This window comes from bacterium (Candidatus Blackallbacteria) CG13_big_fil_rev_8_21_14_2_50_49_14, assembly GCA_002783405.1.
GTDB lineage: Bacteria > Cyanobacteriota > Sericytochromatia > UBA7694 > UBA7694.
In genome coordinates this window covers 1-16506 of record PFGG01000039.1, presented here as the reverse complement: position 1 = coordinate 16506, position 16506 = coordinate 1, and the positions used below count along the sequence as shown (strand labels likewise).

At 44.4% G+C, this 16506-nt stretch carries 21 protein-coding genes; 8 read left to right on the top strand and 13 right to left on the bottom strand.

Annotated features, from left to right (window positions below; translation table 11 throughout):
• Positions 1 to 7 precede the first annotated feature (7 nt).
• Positions 8 to 1318 carry a hypothetical protein gene (locus COW20_08790; protein ID PIW48589.1) on the top strand — a complete coding sequence of 437 codons (1311 nt, stop codon included), beginning with the start codon at positions 8 to 10 and terminating at the stop codon, positions 1316 to 1318.
• Positions 1308 to 1574: a hypothetical protein gene (locus COW20_08785; GenBank protein PIW48588.1), complete on the top strand. Its 267-nt coding sequence runs from the start codon at positions 1308 to 1310 to the stop codon at positions 1572 to 1574. Before COW20_08790 ends, COW20_08785 begins: the two co-directional genes overlap by 11 nt.
• 246 nt (positions 1575 to 1820) lie before the next feature.
• Here COW20_08785 and COW20_08780 read toward each other — a convergent pair whose 3' ends face one another.
• On the bottom strand, positions 1821 to 2183 hold the full coding sequence (locus tag COW20_08780; protein ID PIW48625.1) for a hypothetical protein: 363 nt from the start codon (positions 2181 to 2183) through the stop codon (positions 1821 to 1823).
• Positions 2184 to 2478: 295 nt separating this feature from the next.
• Here COW20_08780 and COW20_08775 point away from each other — a divergent pair, with 295 nt between their 5' ends.
• Positions 2479 to 3144, top strand: a complete 666-nt coding sequence (locus tag COW20_08775) for a hypothetical protein (GenBank protein PIW48587.1) — start codon at positions 2479 to 2481, stop codon at positions 3142 to 3144.
• Positions 3145 to 3364: 220 nt separating this feature from the next.
• Here the strand turns inward: COW20_08775 and COW20_08770 are convergent, their stop codons facing one another.
• The 3 genes from COW20_08770 to COW20_08760 all read right to left on the bottom strand — a co-directional run bounded on the left by COW20_08770 (position 3365) and on the right by COW20_08760 (position 5309).
• Positions 3365 to 3796 (bottom strand): hypothetical protein, encoded by a 432-nt coding sequence (locus COW20_08770; protein PIW48586.1) that lies wholly within the window; start codon positions 3794 to 3796, stop codon positions 3365 to 3367.
• A gap of 165 nt (positions 3797 to 3961) precedes the next feature.
• Positions 3962 to 4951, bottom strand: a complete 990-nt coding sequence (locus COW20_08765; GenBank protein PIW48585.1) for an NAD-dependent epimerase — start codon at positions 4949 to 4951, stop codon at positions 3962 to 3964.
• On the bottom strand, positions 4944 to 5309 hold the full coding sequence (locus COW20_08760; GenBank protein ID PIW48584.1) for a hypothetical protein: 366 nt from the start codon (positions 5307 to 5309) through the stop codon (positions 4944 to 4946). Before COW20_08760 ends, COW20_08765 begins: the two co-directional genes overlap by 8 nt.
• Positions 5310 to 5677: 368 nt before the next feature.
• Between COW20_08760 and COW20_08755 the strand changes: the two genes are divergently transcribed.
• From COW20_08755 to COW20_08745, 3 genes are all read left to right on the top strand, one after another.
• Positions 5678 to 6199: a hypothetical protein gene (locus COW20_08755; protein PIW48583.1), complete on the top strand. Its 522-nt coding sequence runs from the start codon at positions 5678 to 5680 to the stop codon at positions 6197 to 6199.
• 252 nt (positions 6200 to 6451) lie between these two features.
• Positions 6452 to 7348 carry a hypothetical protein gene (locus COW20_08750; GenBank protein ID PIW48582.1) on the top strand — a complete coding sequence of 299 codons (897 nt, stop codon included), beginning with the start codon at positions 6452 to 6454 and terminating at the stop codon, positions 7346 to 7348.
• Positions 7345 to 8205 carry a hypothetical protein gene (locus COW20_08745; GenBank protein PIW48581.1) on the top strand — a complete coding sequence of 287 codons (861 nt, stop codon included), beginning with the start codon at positions 7345 to 7347 and terminating at the stop codon, positions 8203 to 8205. Before COW20_08750 ends, COW20_08745 begins: the two co-directional genes overlap by 4 nt.
• Before the next feature lie 100 nt (positions 8206 to 8305).
• Here COW20_08745 and COW20_08740 read toward each other — a convergent pair whose 3' ends face one another.
• From COW20_08740 to COW20_08720, 5 genes are all read right to left on the bottom strand, one after another.
• Positions 8306 to 9142: a DNA alkylation repair protein gene (locus tag COW20_08740; GenBank protein PIW48580.1), complete on the bottom strand. Its 837-nt coding sequence runs from the start codon at positions 9140 to 9142 to the stop codon at positions 8306 to 8308.
• 60 nt (positions 9143 to 9202) lie between these two features.
• The gene (locus COW20_08735; protein ID PIW48579.1) at positions 9203 to 9730 is read right to left on the bottom strand and encodes an FMN reductase; all 528 of its coding nucleotides are present in this window, start codon (positions 9728 to 9730) and stop codon (positions 9203 to 9205) included.
• 156 nt (positions 9731 to 9886) lie between these two features.
• Positions 9887 to 10474: a hypothetical protein gene (locus COW20_08730; GenBank protein ID PIW48578.1), complete on the bottom strand. Its 588-nt coding sequence runs from the start codon at positions 10472 to 10474 to the stop codon at positions 9887 to 9889.
• 122 nt (positions 10475 to 10596) lie between these two features.
• Positions 10597 to 11325, bottom strand: coding sequence for an isoprenylcysteine carboxyl methyltransferase (locus tag COW20_08725; GenBank protein ID PIW48577.1), 729 nt, complete (start codon positions 11323 to 11325; stop codon positions 10597 to 10599).
• 709 nt (positions 11326 to 12034) lie between these two features.
• On the bottom strand, positions 12035 to 12334 hold the full coding sequence (locus tag COW20_08720; GenBank protein ID PIW48576.1) for a hypothetical protein: 300 nt from the start codon (positions 12332 to 12334) through the stop codon (positions 12035 to 12037).
• Between the two features lie 2 nt (positions 12335 to 12336).
• On the opposite strand from COW20_08720, the gene COW20_08715 reads away from it, so the two are divergent.
• Positions 12337 to 12612: a hypothetical protein gene (locus tag COW20_08715; protein ID PIW48575.1), complete on the top strand. Its 276-nt coding sequence runs from the start codon at positions 12337 to 12339 to the stop codon at positions 12610 to 12612.
• A 69-nt stretch (positions 12613 to 12681) separates the two neighbouring features.
• On the opposite strand, the gene COW20_08710 is transcribed toward COW20_08715, so the two are convergent.
• Together COW20_08710 and COW20_08705 are read right to left on the bottom strand one after the other, a co-directional pair.
• A complete protein-coding gene (locus COW20_08710) occupies positions 12682 to 13470 on the bottom strand; it encodes an NAD(P)-dependent oxidoreductase (protein PIW48574.1) in 789 nt (262 codons plus the stop codon).
• Positions 13471 to 13553: 83 nt separating this feature from the next.
• A complete protein-coding gene (locus tag COW20_08705; protein ID PIW48573.1) occupies positions 13554 to 13871 on the bottom strand; it encodes a hypothetical protein in 318 nt (105 codons plus the stop codon).
• Between the two features lie 337 nt (positions 13872 to 14208).
• Here COW20_08705 and COW20_08700 point away from each other — a divergent pair, with 337 nt between their 5' ends.
• Entirely contained in the window at positions 14209 to 15378 is a 1170-nt protein-coding gene (locus tag COW20_08700; GenBank protein ID PIW48572.1) for a cell filamentation protein Fic, read from the top strand.
• Positions 15379 to 15576: 198 nt separating this feature from the next.
• Here COW20_08700 and COW20_08695 read toward each other — a convergent pair whose 3' ends face one another.
• Both COW20_08695 and COW20_08690 read right to left on the bottom strand, forming a co-directional pair.
• Positions 15577 to 16128 (bottom strand): NLI interacting domain protein, encoded by a 552-nt coding sequence (locus COW20_08695; GenBank protein PIW48624.1) that lies wholly within the window; start codon positions 16126 to 16128, stop codon positions 15577 to 15579.
• A 97-nt stretch (positions 16129 to 16225) separates the two neighbouring features.
• Positions 16226 to 16506: hypothetical protein (locus tag COW20_08690; protein PIW48571.1), on the bottom strand; the 281-nt coding region annotated here is incomplete at its 5' end.

The window sequence follows — 16506 nt, the reverse complement described above, 5'->3', positions numbered from 1 at the left end:
TGAATCAATGAAACGTCAGATTTTTCTTGTTATTTTGTGCCTGATGGGCCTGGTCTGGGCAGAAAGTCAGGCCGAAGTTTGGGCTGCTTATCCCCAGTTTGAATCTTTCCAAGGGGAGAACGGGAGTACGTTATCCGACCAACAGGCAAACTTGAGATATCGAAACCATCTGCGCCGGGCGAAGTGGCTCTCAAAGGTCCTGGATCAGCCGGCTCTGGAAGCAGAGCTGAGCAGACGTGTAGCGTTGCTGGAACAGGATTCTCTGGGTTTAGACCAAAGTGAGCAGTCGATTTCAAAGCTAAAAGATCCTGCCAAACGCGAAGCGCTTCAGCTCCTCTTGGCTGATAGCCGGGTTTGGTTGAAACAACCTGTTCAGGCACGCGGATTGTATCGCCGACTTCTGAAACAAGGCAGTTCTGAAACTGCGCGACAGGTGATTCGACGTTGGTTGCATATGGGGGAGCGTGAAGATCTCCTGTACCTGAAAGTGCTTCTCGAACAAGACGGTCGTCCCGAACTCATCACAGAACTCATCAGGGTGTATCCTTTGCTTGGAGAGCAATCGGTACTGCTTGCCCGATTAAAACAAGAAAGCAGGCCTGAGCTGCGACGTGCGATGACACAGGCCTTGATCCCGATCCTTGGAACGGCACATCAAGGGGATGTGATTTTTCAGCTCAGCTTTTTGCTCGAAGATGCTGATCCGCTTATTCGCGGGGCTGTGGCAAAAGCCATGCTGTACAGCGAAGATCCTGGCCTGATCGCACAAGCTGTTCGTCTGTTGGATGATCCCGAGCTTGCCGTGCGGCGTGAGGTTGTCTCTGGTCTCTCCAATTCAGAGGATTCTCAGCTGAAGGAACGCCTGCTCAGTTTTCTCGACAGTCCTGATGAATCCTTGCGTTTTTCAGCGCTTTACGCTGCAGGTTCTCTGCATCGACCAGAACTGCTCCCAAAAGTCCTGCCCCTGCTTCAACTTGAAAACCGAAACGAGCTGATGCTGGTGGTTGAACTGGTGAAAAAATGGGGATCGGCCAAAGAGATTCCCCGACTGGAAGCCTTGCTACCAGAACTTGGGCCGCAGGAGAGGTCTACTGTCAAGCGCGCTATAGCTTATTTACAGGGGCCTGAACAGTGGCTTGCAGAATGTATTCTTCAGTCCGAAGCTTCAACTGCAAGCGGGTCAGAATTGGGTTTAAACCTGTTTGAAGCCCTGAAAACACGTTATATCACCCAGGAAATGTTGACACCCTATTTGAATCACCCTGACCCGCGCATTCGGGATTCGGTTCGCGAGGCGCGCAGGTTTCATGTGCCTTGATGAAATTACGCTTCAAAAGGCCGATGTCTTTGACAAAAAAAATGTACTGACTGTTGAGTTCTCAAAAGGCCGTGCCAACTCAGTGATTGGTTTTTTGAGAATGTATCTGAGACCTACAGGGGTTTCAGAGATCCAAATGGTCGGCAATTTTTACAAAAATATACCTGTCGTCCTGAGCAAGCAAGAAACAGCGCAGATCTTAAAAACTGCTACGAACTATCCCCACGACTCGCTCTTAGATCAGATTTTGGGTTAAGTTTCGAGAGCCAACAGGATGGTTGGCTGCATAGCATTGCCGAAGCCCTGGGGCAATCTTCCCCAGGGCTTTAAAGCAGCAACGCGCATGATGGGGTCTGTAAGGTCTCGAATTCAGTCTCTCCTCAGCTCTGGAACCCGTGGCATTCTTTTGCGCTGAATTGAAACGCTTGCTCTGACCTCGAAACGGCGTTGGATTCGCTTTTTTGTTCTTTCCTCAACAGACCGATTGCAGGAAGAGAATTTCTTACATCTGTGGCATGGGCAGAATTTCCATGATTTCAACGGACTCACCCGGGAAAATCGAAAAATGAGGGTGATTTTCAAAAAGAGCCGCTGCAGCCTCGTGGGATTCGGCGTAAAGAATGGTATAGCCTGAAATTGCGTTGTGGGTGTCTGCTATGCCCGTTTCATTGACAACTTTGGTTTTACCAATCGGGGAGCCAGGGTCTGCAAAGGTCTTTTCATGCGCTTGCATAAATGCAAACCAGCCTTCCATGCCAGCCTTTTCTTTTGCCTTGCGCTCTTCAGGTTCCAGGGCGTTCCACTGTTCCATTTTGGCGCCAGTAGGCGTTCCAAGATAAATCGCTAAAAACTTTTTCATGATCATTACCTGCATTGTTTTAGATTGGATTCAAGTTCGAAATAAACTTTAGCATACACAAAACATACATGCAAGTAGGGGGGGGATCTCCAGTGCTTCAGACTGAAAGTGCCAAATCTGTTCTAAACAGCAAATAGGATAACCGGATTGATTTGAATTTTAAGCATTTCTTGTATTTCAATTAATTAAAATATAATCTTTTTCTGCGAATTTTGAGATAGAATCAGATCATTCAGGCCTGGGATTGAGTGTATCCCCTTGAGAAAATGTTTTCTTGAACGAGTGAAGTGGAGAATCAGAGATGTCAGAAATACGCGTGAATTTAAATCTGAGTTTGCCCCAGGTCAAATTGCCGGAGAGCAAAGCATTTAAACAAATTCAAACAGAAGCCCATAAACTGGCCCATGAGATTGATAGCGCAGCAGCCAAACATCTCAAAGCGCTCCGTCAGGAGGCTGAACATAACGGTATTGATGTCAAAGGAGCTGAAAAAACCGTCAAACACTGGCATGATGCGATAGATAAACAAACTCAAAAGCTCTTAGACCAGGTTCCTGTCAAAGGGCAATTGCATGTTAGCGCAGATCATATCAAGCTCTCAGGTCGTGTTGCTATTCCTGAACGGGAGTCCAATTCCCCCCTGTTTCTTGATTCCCCCCATGTGATTGACGGTTCAAAAGCTGAATTGGGAATTCAAGGCCTTACAGCTGGCGCAGGCTTTGTGGGAGGATTGGCCCTGGGGGCGACCATGGGGGTAAAACCCAATTCTAAACTGGCTGTTTTTATGGGCACCAGTGCCCTGGTAATGACAACGGGTGCAGCCATTTCTGGGGCCTATAAATTGGAGAGAGAAGAAGCCAAATTGGGCAATTATGCAGCTGCCGGAACAGGTTTTTGTTTTGGGATGTTGGCTGGTATGGGGATCGCCAAATTAGCACTTCACTCTATGGGTGCCTCAGGGATATAAAATACTTTAAAATCATCCGGGCCTATTTTTTTAATTAAAATAGACGCTTTCAAGCGACTTTCTCCGCATAGTTTGGCTTACAAATAAGTCTGCTGAGTGACTCCCAAATGCTTGATGATGACAGCAATTGATTGACCTTCAGCTTGACGTTTTTCTGCTCAACGCAGTTTATTGACGATTTGCTTGTCGCTGAAATTCTCATATCTTTCTTTACTGCGTATTACTTTTTATTACGCCAAGTCTCTCCGCAATTTAAGCAATTGGATTCGTGCATGCAAAGGACTTCTCCGCAATTGGGACAAGACCACCTTTGCTCTTGTTGCTGTACAAAGCGATTTAACCCATCTTTTCGAATTTCATTGAGATTTTCGAGCACACTAATGCCATATGATGCCTTGTAACGTTTGTCGAGACTGAGGATGTCTTTGCAAGGGTAAAACGAACATTCGTGACAAAATTTAACTTCTCCACTTCGAATGTGCTCACAATTTTTAATGTGGCAACTCAGGCAAGAGGGGAGTTTTTCAGCATCATCACCGCGGCATCCAGGACAAGGATTTTTCTCTCTTTTAAAACGCTGGCAAAGTTTGCAATCCAGACCGCAGGGGGCAATTAATTCAAAGCGGTCAAGCGCTTTTGACTCGTGGCTCATCCCGTTCTCATGGCTTTGGGGGTATACCAGAGGTGAAACTCTGGACTATCCGATTTTTCCTGAAGCGTTAGATTGCTGGGCCAGGGTAAATGTGCAACGGTGCGTTTCGCTTGTTTCATGTGGGCATTGTAACAAATTAAACGCCAAAAGCGGATGAACCCGTGTCTAGACTTTCAACTCCGCCAGCCCCGCCTCCACACTGATCACCGGCACATACCCCAGCTCATTGCGGGCTTTGCTGTCATTGATCGTCACTTCTTTAAAAAACAGGTTTACGGCTGTTTTGGTGATCGGCGGCTCGCCTTTTAGCCCCAAAATTTTCCATACCATTTCGCTGGTGGCTGCAATCGCATCAGCCAGCCAGATTGGTGCTACTTTATTACCTGGCTCTACGCCCTGGGTACGTATCAGAGCCGTGACAAAGTTGCGAAAATTGACCTGATCACCATCGGTGAGAAAATAGATCTGCCCACCGCGACCATGACAGGCTGCCAGAATGACACCCTGCGACACATTCCTGACATGACACGTCGACATTTGATGCTTGCCGCCGTCAAACCACAACCAGCTGCCAGTACGCGCCGCTTCAGCCAATTTGGGCAATAAGGTAGTGTCGCCTTTACCCCAGATAAAGCGGGGTCGCACGATAATTGCCGCCAGATCGCCACTGTTAGCTGCCAATACCGCCTGCTCTGCCAGTTTCTTCGATAAGGGATACATACCATTGGGCTTGCTCGGTAATGGCGTGTTTTCATCGGCATTGATGATGGCCGAACCACCAGCCAAGACCGCTTCGGTGCTGATATGCACCAGCCGTTTGATGCCCGCCTGACGGGTCGCCGCAATGACATTTTTGCTGCCCTGTACCGTCATGTGTTCAAAATCTTCCCACTTGCCCCACTGCTCGACCTTGGCGGCGGAATGAATCACCGCTGCACAACCTGCCATGCCTGCCGCCATCGCGGCGATATCATCCAGATCACCCCTCACGGGCATTGCTCCCAGACTTTTAACTGTTGCCGCAGCCTTGTCGGAACGGGCCAGGGCTTTGACCTGAAAACCTTTTGTGACTAAATCTTGAATCAATTGACGACCTAGAAAGCCCGAACCACCTGTGACGAACACCGATGATGACGCTGGCAGATAGTTAAGCATAGACATGGTATATAACCTCGGTTAATATTTCTGACGTATAAGTAACAATCAGACTTTGGCCTCTGCAAGAGCAAAACCGCTGGCCAAGTATAATTTTCACAAAGAAATCTTGCGCAAATACGGCTAACGAGTTTGTAAAAGATGCGCTGCCGATCGCATGCCCGATCAGGCCCTGTTCATTGTGGTGAAAGCCCTGTGAATTCTTGCATTTCTCAGCATATTTCAAAGGTGTTAAATAATCCATACTGGCATGTGGCCTTTGCTCATTGTAATGTCTACAGAACCGTTCAATCAAGACCTGAGTCTCGGTTAAGAAGCTGGTAAGTGCGTCTTTGTCCGATCTTACGTTTCGATTCAATGCTCAATCTCTCGTCCTGGCCTCCTCAGAGCGAAAAGCTCCTGCCTGTGCTTGAACAGACCCTGGGACTGGATTGCGGTAGGCCTGAAACCCCCTCCCGTCTGTGCTTCCCGAGCAGAGGAAATGAAGATACTTGCCGCTTTCCACAGCGCTTCGCTCGATACTCAAATTTGGCATCTCGATTTCTGGGGCGCAGGAGAGTTTGGGGCTGATCTCACTGTCAGATAATTTGGATAGACAACTTTCTTGACCTGCTTTTGGATTAGAAAAGTTGTTGGACACGAAAGTTTGATTTTTGATACTTTAAACGCATCTATTTGATTTTGTTTTTTTCTTTATCACTCTTTCCAAAGGTAGATCTCAAAGCCATGATTATTTCAACGACACCTCAGCCCAGCACCTCTGTTTCTGCATTGCCTTCTGCGCCTGTTGCCAAAGCATCTCAGGCACCAAAACCACATAACCTTGCTGCCGAAACTGCACTTTTAAGTGGGGATCAGATTAAAATCCAAAAAGGAATCTTACCGACTCTCAAAGGAGCGGGCGCAGGATTTGTGGTGGGTGGAGTTGCTGCAGGCTTATCGGCGCAGGCAGCAGCAGAAATCCTTGAATTTGTGACGGGCAATGTGGATGACAATAAATCCTTGGCCTTTTTGATGGGGGGCGGACTTGGCGCCATCGCTGGCGCTACCATTGGGGCTGTTGTGGCCAATCAAACCCTGGATCAAAAAAAGGCTGCTTTATATGGCTCTGTGGTGGGCGGCGGCGTGGGTTTATTACTGGGGGCGATGGGGGGCGGACTCCGCTCTGCCGTTACCTGGGGAGCCTTAGGCGCTGGAGCAGGAGTCGGCGGAGCCTGGGCCGGTGCTGCTGTTGCCCAACGACAATAAGGCACGGATTTTCACCTAAAAAAACATCCTCTGGCCATGATGAATGGCTGCCTGCTCCTTTTCCTTTGGGTTTGAATGCGCTTTTCCGTTCAGACGATCAATGCTATACAATGTCTGAAACAGCGTTGAATTCTTCTTCAGAGAAACCCTTGTAGAAGGATTTTCTATTTGCGTTTACTTGGGAGCGCTCAGTTGCTGAGCCAGAGGGTTATCAGGGGCATTTATCTGCCGCTTGTATGAGGAATCTGTCAGTTGAATAGGCTTAATTTTCCAGGCATCAAAAGAAAATGGTTGATCTGCTTCCTCGAAGTGAGTCAAACGCTTCATCTTTCGCAAGCGGCTGAACGGCTGCATCTCACCCCGCGTTCATTGCTTCGAAATTTACTGGCCCTTGAAAATAAACTGGCGACCCGCTTATTTATTTATACGGATCGTGACGATGTGGTCTTAATGACAGAAGGCATTGCCTTGCTGAGATTATTGAGCCCAATCAATGTACAGATGCAAAATTTGAAGGGCTTGCCTTCAGATTCGGCTCTGACCTTTTCACAAGAGCTTGCCTTGGGTTGGTGTAGCGCATGGCCGATTGAAGTTCTCCCGAAATTGTTGGAAAAACTTGATTCAGAATTTCCGGATCTCTACCCCCGTATTCATCGCTGTAGTCAGGCGCAAGATCTCGAACAACGCATTTTAAAGGGGGGCTTGACGCTTGGCTTAAGCTGCCGTCAACCGCAAGATCCCCTGTTGGCTTGGCATGCGGGCAGTGCCACCCCCTATGTCATTGCGGGTTTGCCACAGGCAATCAGGCCCTGGCATGAATTAAATTATGTTGCCAGCACACACAGTCAAGCTGGGAGTCTGCACGGCCCCTGGGATGATCTGAAATTCCCCCGACGGATAGTATTGCGAGTTGAAAGTTTTAGCGGCATTTTAGACCTGGCGAGCAGTGGCTTGGCTGCCGCCTGGTTGCCTCTGTGCCTGGTTTCTGAGTTTTTTAAATTGCAGCAAATGGCGATGCTTGCAAGTCCTCCCCAAGAGGCAGCCCTGATCCCTTATTTGATCTGGCGCGCTGATCGAGAAATTTCCCCCCTCGTTCAACGTACCCGTAGCTTATTGGTGCATTATATAGAAACTGAGTTGGCACGATGAGTGAGTTTAGCTTTGAATCCCTTTTTTATTTTTTGACGCTGGCAGAAAGTCTGCATTTTAGTGAGGCTGCGGATAAGCTATATATCACGCAGCAGGCACTGAGTAAACGTATCAAACAACTTGAAAAAAAACTTGGCTATCCACTTTTTCAGCGCAGCGGACGCAGGCAAGAACTGACCCTTGCGGGTCATCAATTCGTAGACAAAGCGAGGGCCTTATTAAGCGAACTCCAAAATATTGAAGATCATTTTCAAGGCCATTCTTTGCCGTTTTCAGAACAAAAGATCCGCATTGCAGCTCCCATCATTCCCCGTTTACCGACATTTCTGGTCATGAAACAATTTATACGTGCCAATCTGCCTGTTTGTTTTGAATACCAGCAGGAACTCTCGCTTCAGGTAGCAGAGTCTCAATTATTGAAAGGGCAACTTGACTGTGCTTTTTATTTGATGCCCCCAAACTCACCTGACCTGTGCTCTCAAATCGTGGATCTCAATCGGTTTGTGATGGTGGTTCAACCTGAACTGGCACACCGCTCCTGGGATGAATGGTCCTTGATTTTACTCAACCCTGTTTTTGCGGCTTATCGTGCTCTGTATTGGCCATCGGCGTTGCGGCATTTACCCGTCGTCGCTGAAGCGGATCAAGACACGGCATTGCATTTATGCGAGCTGGGCAAAGGCGCCATGTATTTGCCCGAGAGCAATGTTTTCAACCGCTTACGTCAAAATAAGTTGGTGGCCTTGTCCTCCCTTCCGTTTGAACACTATCTCATAAGCTACCTGATTTGGAATCCTGAAATCAGTCCAGATAATCCGGCAAGTCATTTTATCAAGCAGGTTTTGGCGCGCGTCTGAGCCCTACAGACCAACCCTTTCCTGAAACGAGGTCTTTAGAAAGGATTGTCTCCTTCAATCGAGACTTCATTGGTTTCTCTCTTTCGGAATTTTGCGCTGTTTATTTTGCGTGAGTCCGAAGCTGCAAGGCAAGCTTGTTTCCCTTTTTGCACGGATATCTCAATGCATGACGAATGACCCACCTTACTTCCTTGCTTGCATCGCCAAGCCATTTTTCACAGAGTTCAAAGACCCAATCTGGATGAGCCTTCGCAATATCGCCAAGACTATTCGCGACGCTGCGACGCACGTAGATGCTCTCATCATTTTTAAGCGCTTCCAGTATCGGTAATAGGGGGGTTGGATCTTCAATGAAAGCAGGAATTCGCTGTGCCCAGGGAAGTCGAGGCCGTGAACCTTCGGAACAGAGACGCCGAACATGAGGATCGGGATCAGAGACCCACTCCTTTAAACGCGATAGCGTACGCTCCTGATCATTTATTAAGAATGGCCGAATTGAAAATTCAGAGGTACTTCGTTTTGTTAGTTCGTACTGAGCTTTCATAGAAATTTCAAAGGGATCCTCTCCTCCGTTATATTCCTTTTCAAGGCCATATTTGGAAATAAAGCAACTGTACGGCAGATAAAATAAGACTGCGAGACCAAGCCTCTCTGTTGCAATATTTGGAGGTGGCAGAGAATCAAGAATTACTTGAATGGCTTCTTCGTATTTTGGGGGTAAATATTGTTGAAGTGCGCTGGCAATATGCCCCCCTCTTTCCATAAATTCCAGTGATTCAAGTCCCTCTAATGCGCTTTTCTTGAATTCTGCATGAGGAAAAGCTGGATAGACATAAGAGATATTTCCCGCCAAACAGTCTACTGCATCTAAACCCAAAATATTTTTTAAGGGGTATCCCTTTTGGATCGAACTTGGGGCGGCTGGAATACGTAACATCTGATTTTCCTTTTTTGACTAACAAGTTTGTAGAATAAGCACTGACGAAGGAGGCTTATTTCATATGGATTGTTCAAATTGTATCATAAGCTTTTTAAGCTTTTCTTCTAAACTTTCATCTATAATATCCCCATTTTGATTAAATTTTCCTTTTGATCCACTTATTAATAAGCATAATTCTTCAGAAATTTTCGCTTGTACTGTTTTCATGATTAATTTTAGTTCTTCGTGGCCTTTTTCTCCACTTGCTGAAGCTGTAATGATGCAAATGGGTTTATCTGAAAATACGGTGGTTGAAACACACCATTCAATAATATTTTTTAGTCTACTTGGAATACTAAATATATATTCTGGCGATGATATAATGATTCCGTCAGAGTTCAGAATTTCATTGCGTAAATTAACTATATCTTCCGGCACATTTGAATCTGTCAGTTCAGTTTGAAAATGTGGATATGTGTTAAGATTATCGATGATTTGATAATCACATTCGATACTAAGATATTTATATATATTTTTTAAAATATTTCGATTCGTTGAATTTATGCTTGCGCTGCCATTTATTCCTAATATTTTTTTTCGACTCATTTTTTCACTTTCCTTTCTAACTATTTTGGCCATTTACTTTCAGAAAGCCTAAAACGAGTTTGTAGATCTGTTTCGTGATGCTTTCGAAGAATATTGCGCACTGTTTTATCCAGTTTTTCTGTTTCTTGCGAAGGTCGGCATGGGTGAGACTTTCCTTCATTGTGTGTTTGGTTTCAGGCTTGCAATAAGCGCAGCTTCCATATCTTCTGGCAGAGACTCTACTCCCTTGATGATGCCTGGCCCTCCGTTTTCCCAGCGCACAGAAAAGGTCTGTGATGGATGCCTTCTTTGTGCTCCATACTCGCTTATACTTAGCACGACTTCTGTTCCACCATCAATAAAGGCGAGTGAAGAGAATAGTTTTACAACAGGCCCAAGTTCATGAACTACAATTATCAGAACCCGGTCAGGCTTGCTGTTTGCACTGTTTATGAGCCGTTCAAGCTTTTCTTTTGAGCTTAATTCTTCAGCTGAAGTTTTTCGTATTTCTGCTTGAGCATAACAGCCTGAGGTATTGAAGAAGTGAGTAATGCCTTGCTCTGCAGCGACCTCGCGCAGAGGGATATCCTTTTGGTCTGGACGCCACTGTGTGGCCCACAGGACGAGAATCGCGCTGTTTTCGCTCTTTGCCCGACATAAGTAGGCTGGTGGCTCATCAGGGGTGAATGTGACGCGCGTGCTTGCACACGCGCTTGCCAGCACCCCGATGCTCAGGGACAAAACAACGAATGATGAAATTCGCATGGCGTTGTTACCTCTCTAGATGATGTCTGGTACGCGGCTTGTTGATCTGCAAGTGAGGACGGGAATTTAGTCAACATAACGCGCGATGTCAGAGCGACCTTTGCTTAATCTGTAGTTCCTGATTAATAAATACCAATGAATAATTTATAATGTACACGTTGTGCATAATCAGCATAACCAGGTAGTTCTTCTTTCAATGTTTGATCTTCTTTTTCTGTTCTCATAATCGTTATCATTAAAGCGAATAATGTTGGAATAAGAGCCCATATGGAATTTAAAAATAATACAATTCCAAATAATGCGAAAACATTACCAGCATAACCTGGATGACGAACCATTCTATATGGACCAGAATCGCAGACAGAGTGTCCTCTCTCTGATTGAATTCGCACAACAGTAGAAAAAAACTTATTCTCAGCTAAAGCCCATACTGCAAATAAATAACCAGAGATTATAAATATGAAACCCATTAGCGATAGCCAAAATGAGAAGATGGGCGACCACATAAACCGATGATCAAGACCGGCAATTATTGGCAAAGGGAATCCAATACTAAAAGCCATTAGTGGAGCAAGTATTTTATCCCATACTTTTATATTCGATTTATCTATTTTGATTGACGATAAACGTTCTTCTACTATTCCTGGATGTTTTTTTTCTGCCCAAATTCTACCACCAACACCTGCTATTACTATTGCAATAGAAAATATCCAGGCATTAACCCATTGAAAATCTCCAGCACTTATAAAGAGCGCAACTGGAACTAAACAATATACAAAGGTTATTTTTAACCAATCAACAAAAGGCACATGTTGAGCGTCATTTTCTCTTCTGCTATTATTATTCTCCATACAATCCTCCACATTAGCTCTATGTCTTACCCGAAGGATCCACCTGTAGTTTCGGAGATTTTTAAATTCAAAAGAAGGACGTACTCTCTAAAGGGTTCGTCACTTTAGAGAACTCCCAGTGGAAAGTATACCCGAATTTTTGAATCAGTTTGTCGGAAACTTTGCGTGTTCTGCCTTTAAGTATTTTGAACGCCTAATGAAAGGTTTTTTAGAAGTGCCTGGGCCAAAAGCATTGACTGAACTGAATCGTAAGAGACGGAGTTTCCACTTGAAATTAAAAAAGTTATTGTATTCAGGGACTTCTAATTTAATCTCTGCTAAAACAAAGAGTGAGCGGACTCAATCCTTCTGTTCCCCTCAAGGGTAATTTGTAAAGTACCATGACGTTTGTCAGCCAATTTTCTTGGACTTCTTTTGAAAACCAGAATGTGACACTTCCCCTTTGATTTAAAGATTTGCTATACCCAGGCCAGTGACCCAATTTTTCGGTTTTGGGGCATTAATGTTTTTTTATACCCTGAGATTACCAGCTTTTTGGCCTTCTCGGGGGCTTTTTTATCTCAGTATTCATGCAACAACGCCATGGGGTATTGTCATTTTGCTGCTTTCTGAATAATGTTTGTGGCCCATTCCCAGAGAGCGCCTGAGTGGTGGCGTGATACATATTGCCGAAACAGGTTCAAGCTCTCCTCCCGCAAGAGCCCCCCGTTTATTTGGGGCAGGTGATAATTGGGAAAGTCGGCCTCTGGGCGCTGCCAGTTTTGCACCAAAGCCACGGCACCATCACTGGGCATTTCAAGGGCATAAGTGGCTTGATTTTATCTGCTATTTCGAGGGCCAGCAATTCAGCATGCACCAGCAGACGCCCCTGAGCATATTCTTGGGTATGGGCTGCGGCGATTATCTGCCCTTGAAAGACAACCACAGCGCCAATCGGTAATTCACCTCGTTCAAGGCCTTGAGGGGCCATTTTGAGGGCTTCTTGCATGAAATAGCGGGGCTGAGACATTCTTGACTCCAGATAAGTGGGTGATAAGTGGGTGTGACCTGCCCCAAGCAGTAGAGATGATAGGCCAGCCCATCCACATGATACATTTTTCCTGGGGCGGGGTGGGTTTTGGAATCGGCGGCGGTGGCCCAGCTCTGGAAAATCCCGCTGACGAGGACTGCAAGGACAAGCAGCAGGCCGAAGCAGGCAGGAGCCTATGGGTGAGCAATGTGCTCGTACCGAGCAGCAAAATCGGTTTGCGTATGAGTGTGGACAGATTCATGCAAGAAATCCTTTAACGCGTTACTGTCCAGGGTTGTAGGGTTGAGCAAGCTTCACCAACAAGCCCGTTCAGCTCGAACCCATGGTTATATGCTCTCATTGAAATCTATTTTCATTAAATCAGGGTGTTTAAACTTGTAGTTTAACAACTGCTTTACTTTATTATTTTTGATGATCTTTCCAAACCTGGCATCAGTTTCTCCAAACTCCGGTGGACTGCCGCCCATCAGATTCACTGCACGCATATAAAACTCTTTTTTAGTTGGGTGCGTGTCTGCACAACAATTAAAAATTTCTCCCCAAACTTGCTGCTCAACTATTTGCTTGATAATACCAATACAGTCATCTTGGTGAATCAGATTAACCGGTGAATCAGGATTTTGAACGACTTTTTTTAAATTAATAAAATGTCCTGGGTGTCTACTGTAACCGATTAATCCTCCAAATCTTACGATTGTAGTTTGAAATTTACGGTTATGTTGGAATAATTTCTCTATCTCCAGCAAAGGGGTTTCCGTAAAATATTCAGTATCTGACTCTGTAATAGACCTTTTCTTGTTTTCATATACAGATATAGAACTTACAAACAATACTTTCTGGATATCGGAACCTTCAATCCTGTTTACAAGATTGCGAAAATTTTCAATGCTTTTTGACGGTATATTTACAATCAGGATCTTTGATTGAAAAAAGTGTTGAACGTTGTTTGTTAATGAGTCTATATTTACGATGAATGGATTGGCACCGATAGATTTTAAGTTCGCAATTCGATCTTCTGAAGTCGTTGAAACGTTGACTCTATAACCCGCTTTTATGAAATTCAGTGCTAATGGAAAACCAAGCCAACCGCTACCTAATAGGCTGAGGGTATTCAATACTTTTCCTTTCTATCTACCAGGAGTCTACATTGTATATAATATTCCAATTCAATTTGCACAGTCTGGTGATAGGCTTGATTTTACTTTGTATCGGACTTATTCGTTTTTTTAGCGATCAAAACATCTTGCTGCCAATTACTGGGTTTCTTGTCAGTACGATGTATGCATCCTGCCCAACAGCAAGGTCGTTTCTTTCCTTCCTGCAGCTCTTCTATTGTTCGAATAATACGTCTTAATCTTGTCTTTTCTTGTTTGGCATCCTCAACCCAGCAAATGAATTCGTTACGGCCAATTGGCGACAAGGTTTCCCAAATACTCAGTACGTCTTTTTCAGTTAATGACTTGGCCAAATCAGCAGGCAATTCATGTACTAATCCCCCAGAAATATTTGATTTCATATCTAAAACCTACATTCTACAAAATTTACAGTGACAGTTAAATATTTGTTCAGGATTTATTTCTAGCTGATACTTGATGTTGCCACAAAGGCAGCTTCCTTCAACCATCTTGGTTTTCCTCATTGTGTAAAATAATCAAACTGTGCCGCTCTGTCGGTACGATACGGCAGCAAGTAAGAGCCTTCTAAGTATCACACTTCAGGCTCTGCTAGCAGTTCTTAATTTCGAGAATCAAATTTATGCTATAAGCTCAAACTAAAATTTGGCTCAATCTTATTTTAGGATAACACAATATGATAAAATAAGATTTAAGATTATTTTAGGATCGATTCTGTCTATGCTACGCGAGATTCAAGGGTACTACGTCACGATTTCAACGGTTGGAGAAAAGGCCAAGGCGTATGTTCCTGCTGCTTTACCCCCACAACCGCCTATCGAATGGACTCCAGAGCTTCGCAATCGTTTTGATCAGGCTTTGTTGGCTTTAGGCCGTCTGGACAGCGTTACCAGACTGCTCCCGGATACGGTCCTTTTCCTATACATGTATGTGCGCAAGGAAGCTGTACTCTCTTCCATGATCGAAGGTACTCAATCCTCCCTCTCAGATTTGCTACTCTTCGAGTTGGATGAGGTTCCTGGTGTTCCGCTCGATGACGTTGAGGAAGTGAGTAACTATGTTGCAGCCTTAATGTATGGGCTCAAGAGGCTGAAAGAGGGCTTTCCGCTCTCGCTACGCCTGATCCGTGAAATTCATGAAGTGCTACTGAGCCAAGGGCGTGGTAGCCGACAATCGCCGGGTGAGTTTCGCAGAAGCCAAAACTGGATTGGGGGAACGCGTCCTGGCAATGCGGCATTCGTTCCGCCTCCAGCAGATCTGGTTATGGAATGCATGGGACATCTGGAAAGCTTTCTTCATGACCAACCTGAACCCACTCCGATTTTGCTCAAAGCCGCTTTGGCACATGTCCAGTTTGAAACCATACATCCATTTCTAGATGGCAACGGTCGATTGGGGCGCTTGCTCATTACGCTACTACTTTGCGAGCAAGGCGTTCTAAGGGAGCCATTGCTATATCTGAGTCTTTTTTTTAAAACACATCGCCAATACTACTATGAACTGCTGACCCGTGTCCGCATGACAGGCGATTGGGAAGCCTGGCTGGACTTTTTCGCTGAAGCTGTCGTCATGACGGCAAACCAAGCCGTCACGACTGCTGAAGAGCTATTGGCACTGGCTAACGAATCCAGGGACAAGATCAATACACTCGGCAGAGCAGCTCCATCTTGCCAAGCGATTCATCGAGTATTACTTGAAACGCCTCTTTCGACTGTAGCGAAGCTCTGCGAGAAGACAGGCCTGTCTCCTGCTACTGTGAATAAGGGCCTGGGACATCTAGGGAATTTGAGCATCGTCAGCGAATTAACCGCTCAAAAGCGAAATCGTTTATTCAGTTACACTCGTTATATAGAGATTATGAACCAAGGAACCGAATTGCCTACACGTTAGAGTTCTAGACTTGAGTTTGCATAAGTGATTGCTATGAACTCGGCAGCACAGTCTGCTGAGCAGGGATTCTTTGCTGGCCTTAGGTCGAGGAAAACGGCCCGCCATTAACTTGCGCTACGCAGCAAGACAGGTTGAGGAGCATCGTTGCGGGGCTGATTTAAATACAATTTTGAAATTTGTATATTCGAAAATCTTTGATCAAGCATGATTTGATATGAAATTTCTCCAGCCTCTTTTTTCTACAATACGAATATTTATTTCAAACTGTAATTTTTTTAGATATTCAATTAAAAATAATAACTCATTATCTTCAACTTCACCAAAATAAGGCTTTACTCTAACTAGATTGCCATAATTTTTAATATGTTTTTCTGGTGAATCATCCAGACATATTACATGGTTTAAATCATAACCTTTGTTTTTAATTTTCTTAAAATTTTTAACAGGAATATACTCTAGAAATTCTTGATCAAAGTAATTTGTACATTTCTCTCTTGTCCAAATAAACTCAAAGTGATCGTCTTCTTTAAATATTGATTTAATTATATCTTTTGCATAAAATGCATCTGCTGAAGTCCAAATAGAAATAAAAAAATTTTGTCTACAGTACTCTAAAAAATCGTCAAGATAAGGTCTTTTATAGACATAATAATCAGCAGCAAAAAAATCTTGTTCTCTATTTAGTTTTGACTCACTGGAATAAATAAGCGTTTCATCTAAATCTAGAACCAATAATTTCTTTTTTTCCATTTTCATTCATCACCACTTGCGCCAGTCAAGTGGGTGACGGTGTTGCAAGGCAAGCTGGACAGAGAAATGGCTTCTTCTTCATGAACTAATATTTGAGTCATACTGACCATTTTCGCATCACTGCAATATTTTCAAGCCGTAAAGTATTATCATAATTGGATTTCAGACCTGCTTGTTCTACAAACATCCAAAACTCTAAAATTTGTTCTTGAACCTTTCTATTATGACCAAATTTTTCAATACTGTCTCTCATCATTCCCACTTTTACCTCAACTCTCCGTATCGGTGAACTGTAGTTTCGGAGATTTTGAAGTTCCAAAGAAGTGGGCGTACTCTGTAAAGTGACTAAACTATTGGAGAACGCCCAATGGAAATTAT

Excerpts from the sequence above, each read along its gene's own strand:
- COW20_08790 (PIW48589.1), top strand. The coding sequence starts at position 8 with ATGAAACGTCAGATTTTTCTTGTTATTTTGTGCCTGATGGGCCTGGTC.
- COW20_08785 (PIW48588.1), top strand. The coding sequence starts at position 1,308 with ATGTGCCTTGATGAAATTACGCTTCAAAAGGCCGATGTCTTTGACAAA.
- COW20_08780 (PIW48625.1), bottom strand. The coding sequence starts at position 2,183 with ATGATCATGAAAAAGTTTTTAGCGATTTATCTTGGAACGCCTACTGGC.
- COW20_08775 (PIW48587.1), top strand. The coding sequence starts at position 2,479 with ATGTCAGAAATACGCGTGAATTTAAATCTGAGTTTGCCCCAGGTCAAA.
- COW20_08770 (PIW48586.1), bottom strand. The coding sequence starts at position 3,796 with ATGAGCCACGAGTCAAAAGCGCTTGACCGCTTTGAATTAATTGCCCCC.
- COW20_08765 (PIW48585.1), bottom strand. The coding sequence starts at position 4,951 with ATGCTTAACTATCTGCCAGCGTCATCATCGGTGTTCGTCACAGGTGGT.
- COW20_08755 (PIW48583.1), top strand. The coding sequence starts at position 5,678 with ATGATTATTTCAACGACACCTCAGCCCAGCACCTCTGTTTCTGCATTG.
- COW20_08745 (PIW48581.1), top strand. The coding sequence starts at position 7,345 with ATGAGTGAGTTTAGCTTTGAATCCCTTTTTTATTTTTTGACGCTGGCA.
- COW20_08740 (PIW48580.1), bottom strand. The coding sequence starts at position 9,142 with ATGTTACGTATTCCAGCCGCCCCAAGTTCGATCCAAAAGGGATACCCC.
- COW20_08735 (PIW48579.1), bottom strand. The coding sequence starts at position 9,730 with ATGAGTCGAAAAAAAATATTAGGAATAAATGGCAGCGCAAGCATAAAT.
- COW20_08730 (PIW48578.1), bottom strand. The coding sequence starts at position 10,474 with ATGCGAATTTCATCATTCGTTGTTTTGTCCCTGAGCATCGGGGTGCTG.
- COW20_08725 (PIW48577.1), bottom strand. The coding sequence starts at position 11,325 with ATGGAGAATAATAATAGCAGAAGAGAAAATGACGCTCAACATGTGCCT.
- COW20_08720 (PIW48576.1), bottom strand. The coding sequence starts at position 12,334 with ATGTCTCAGCCCCGCTATTTCATGCAAGAAGCCCTCAAAATGGCCCCT.
- COW20_08705 (PIW48573.1), bottom strand. The coding sequence starts at position 13,871 with ATGAAATCAAATATTTCTGGGGGATTAGTACATGAATTGCCTGCTGAT.
- COW20_08700 (PIW48572.1), top strand. The coding sequence starts at position 14,209 with ATGCTACGCGAGATTCAAGGGTACTACGTCACGATTTCAACGGTTGGA.
- COW20_08695 (PIW48624.1), bottom strand. The coding sequence starts at position 16,128 with ATGGAAAAAAAGAAATTATTGGTTCTAGATTTAGATGAAACGCTTATT.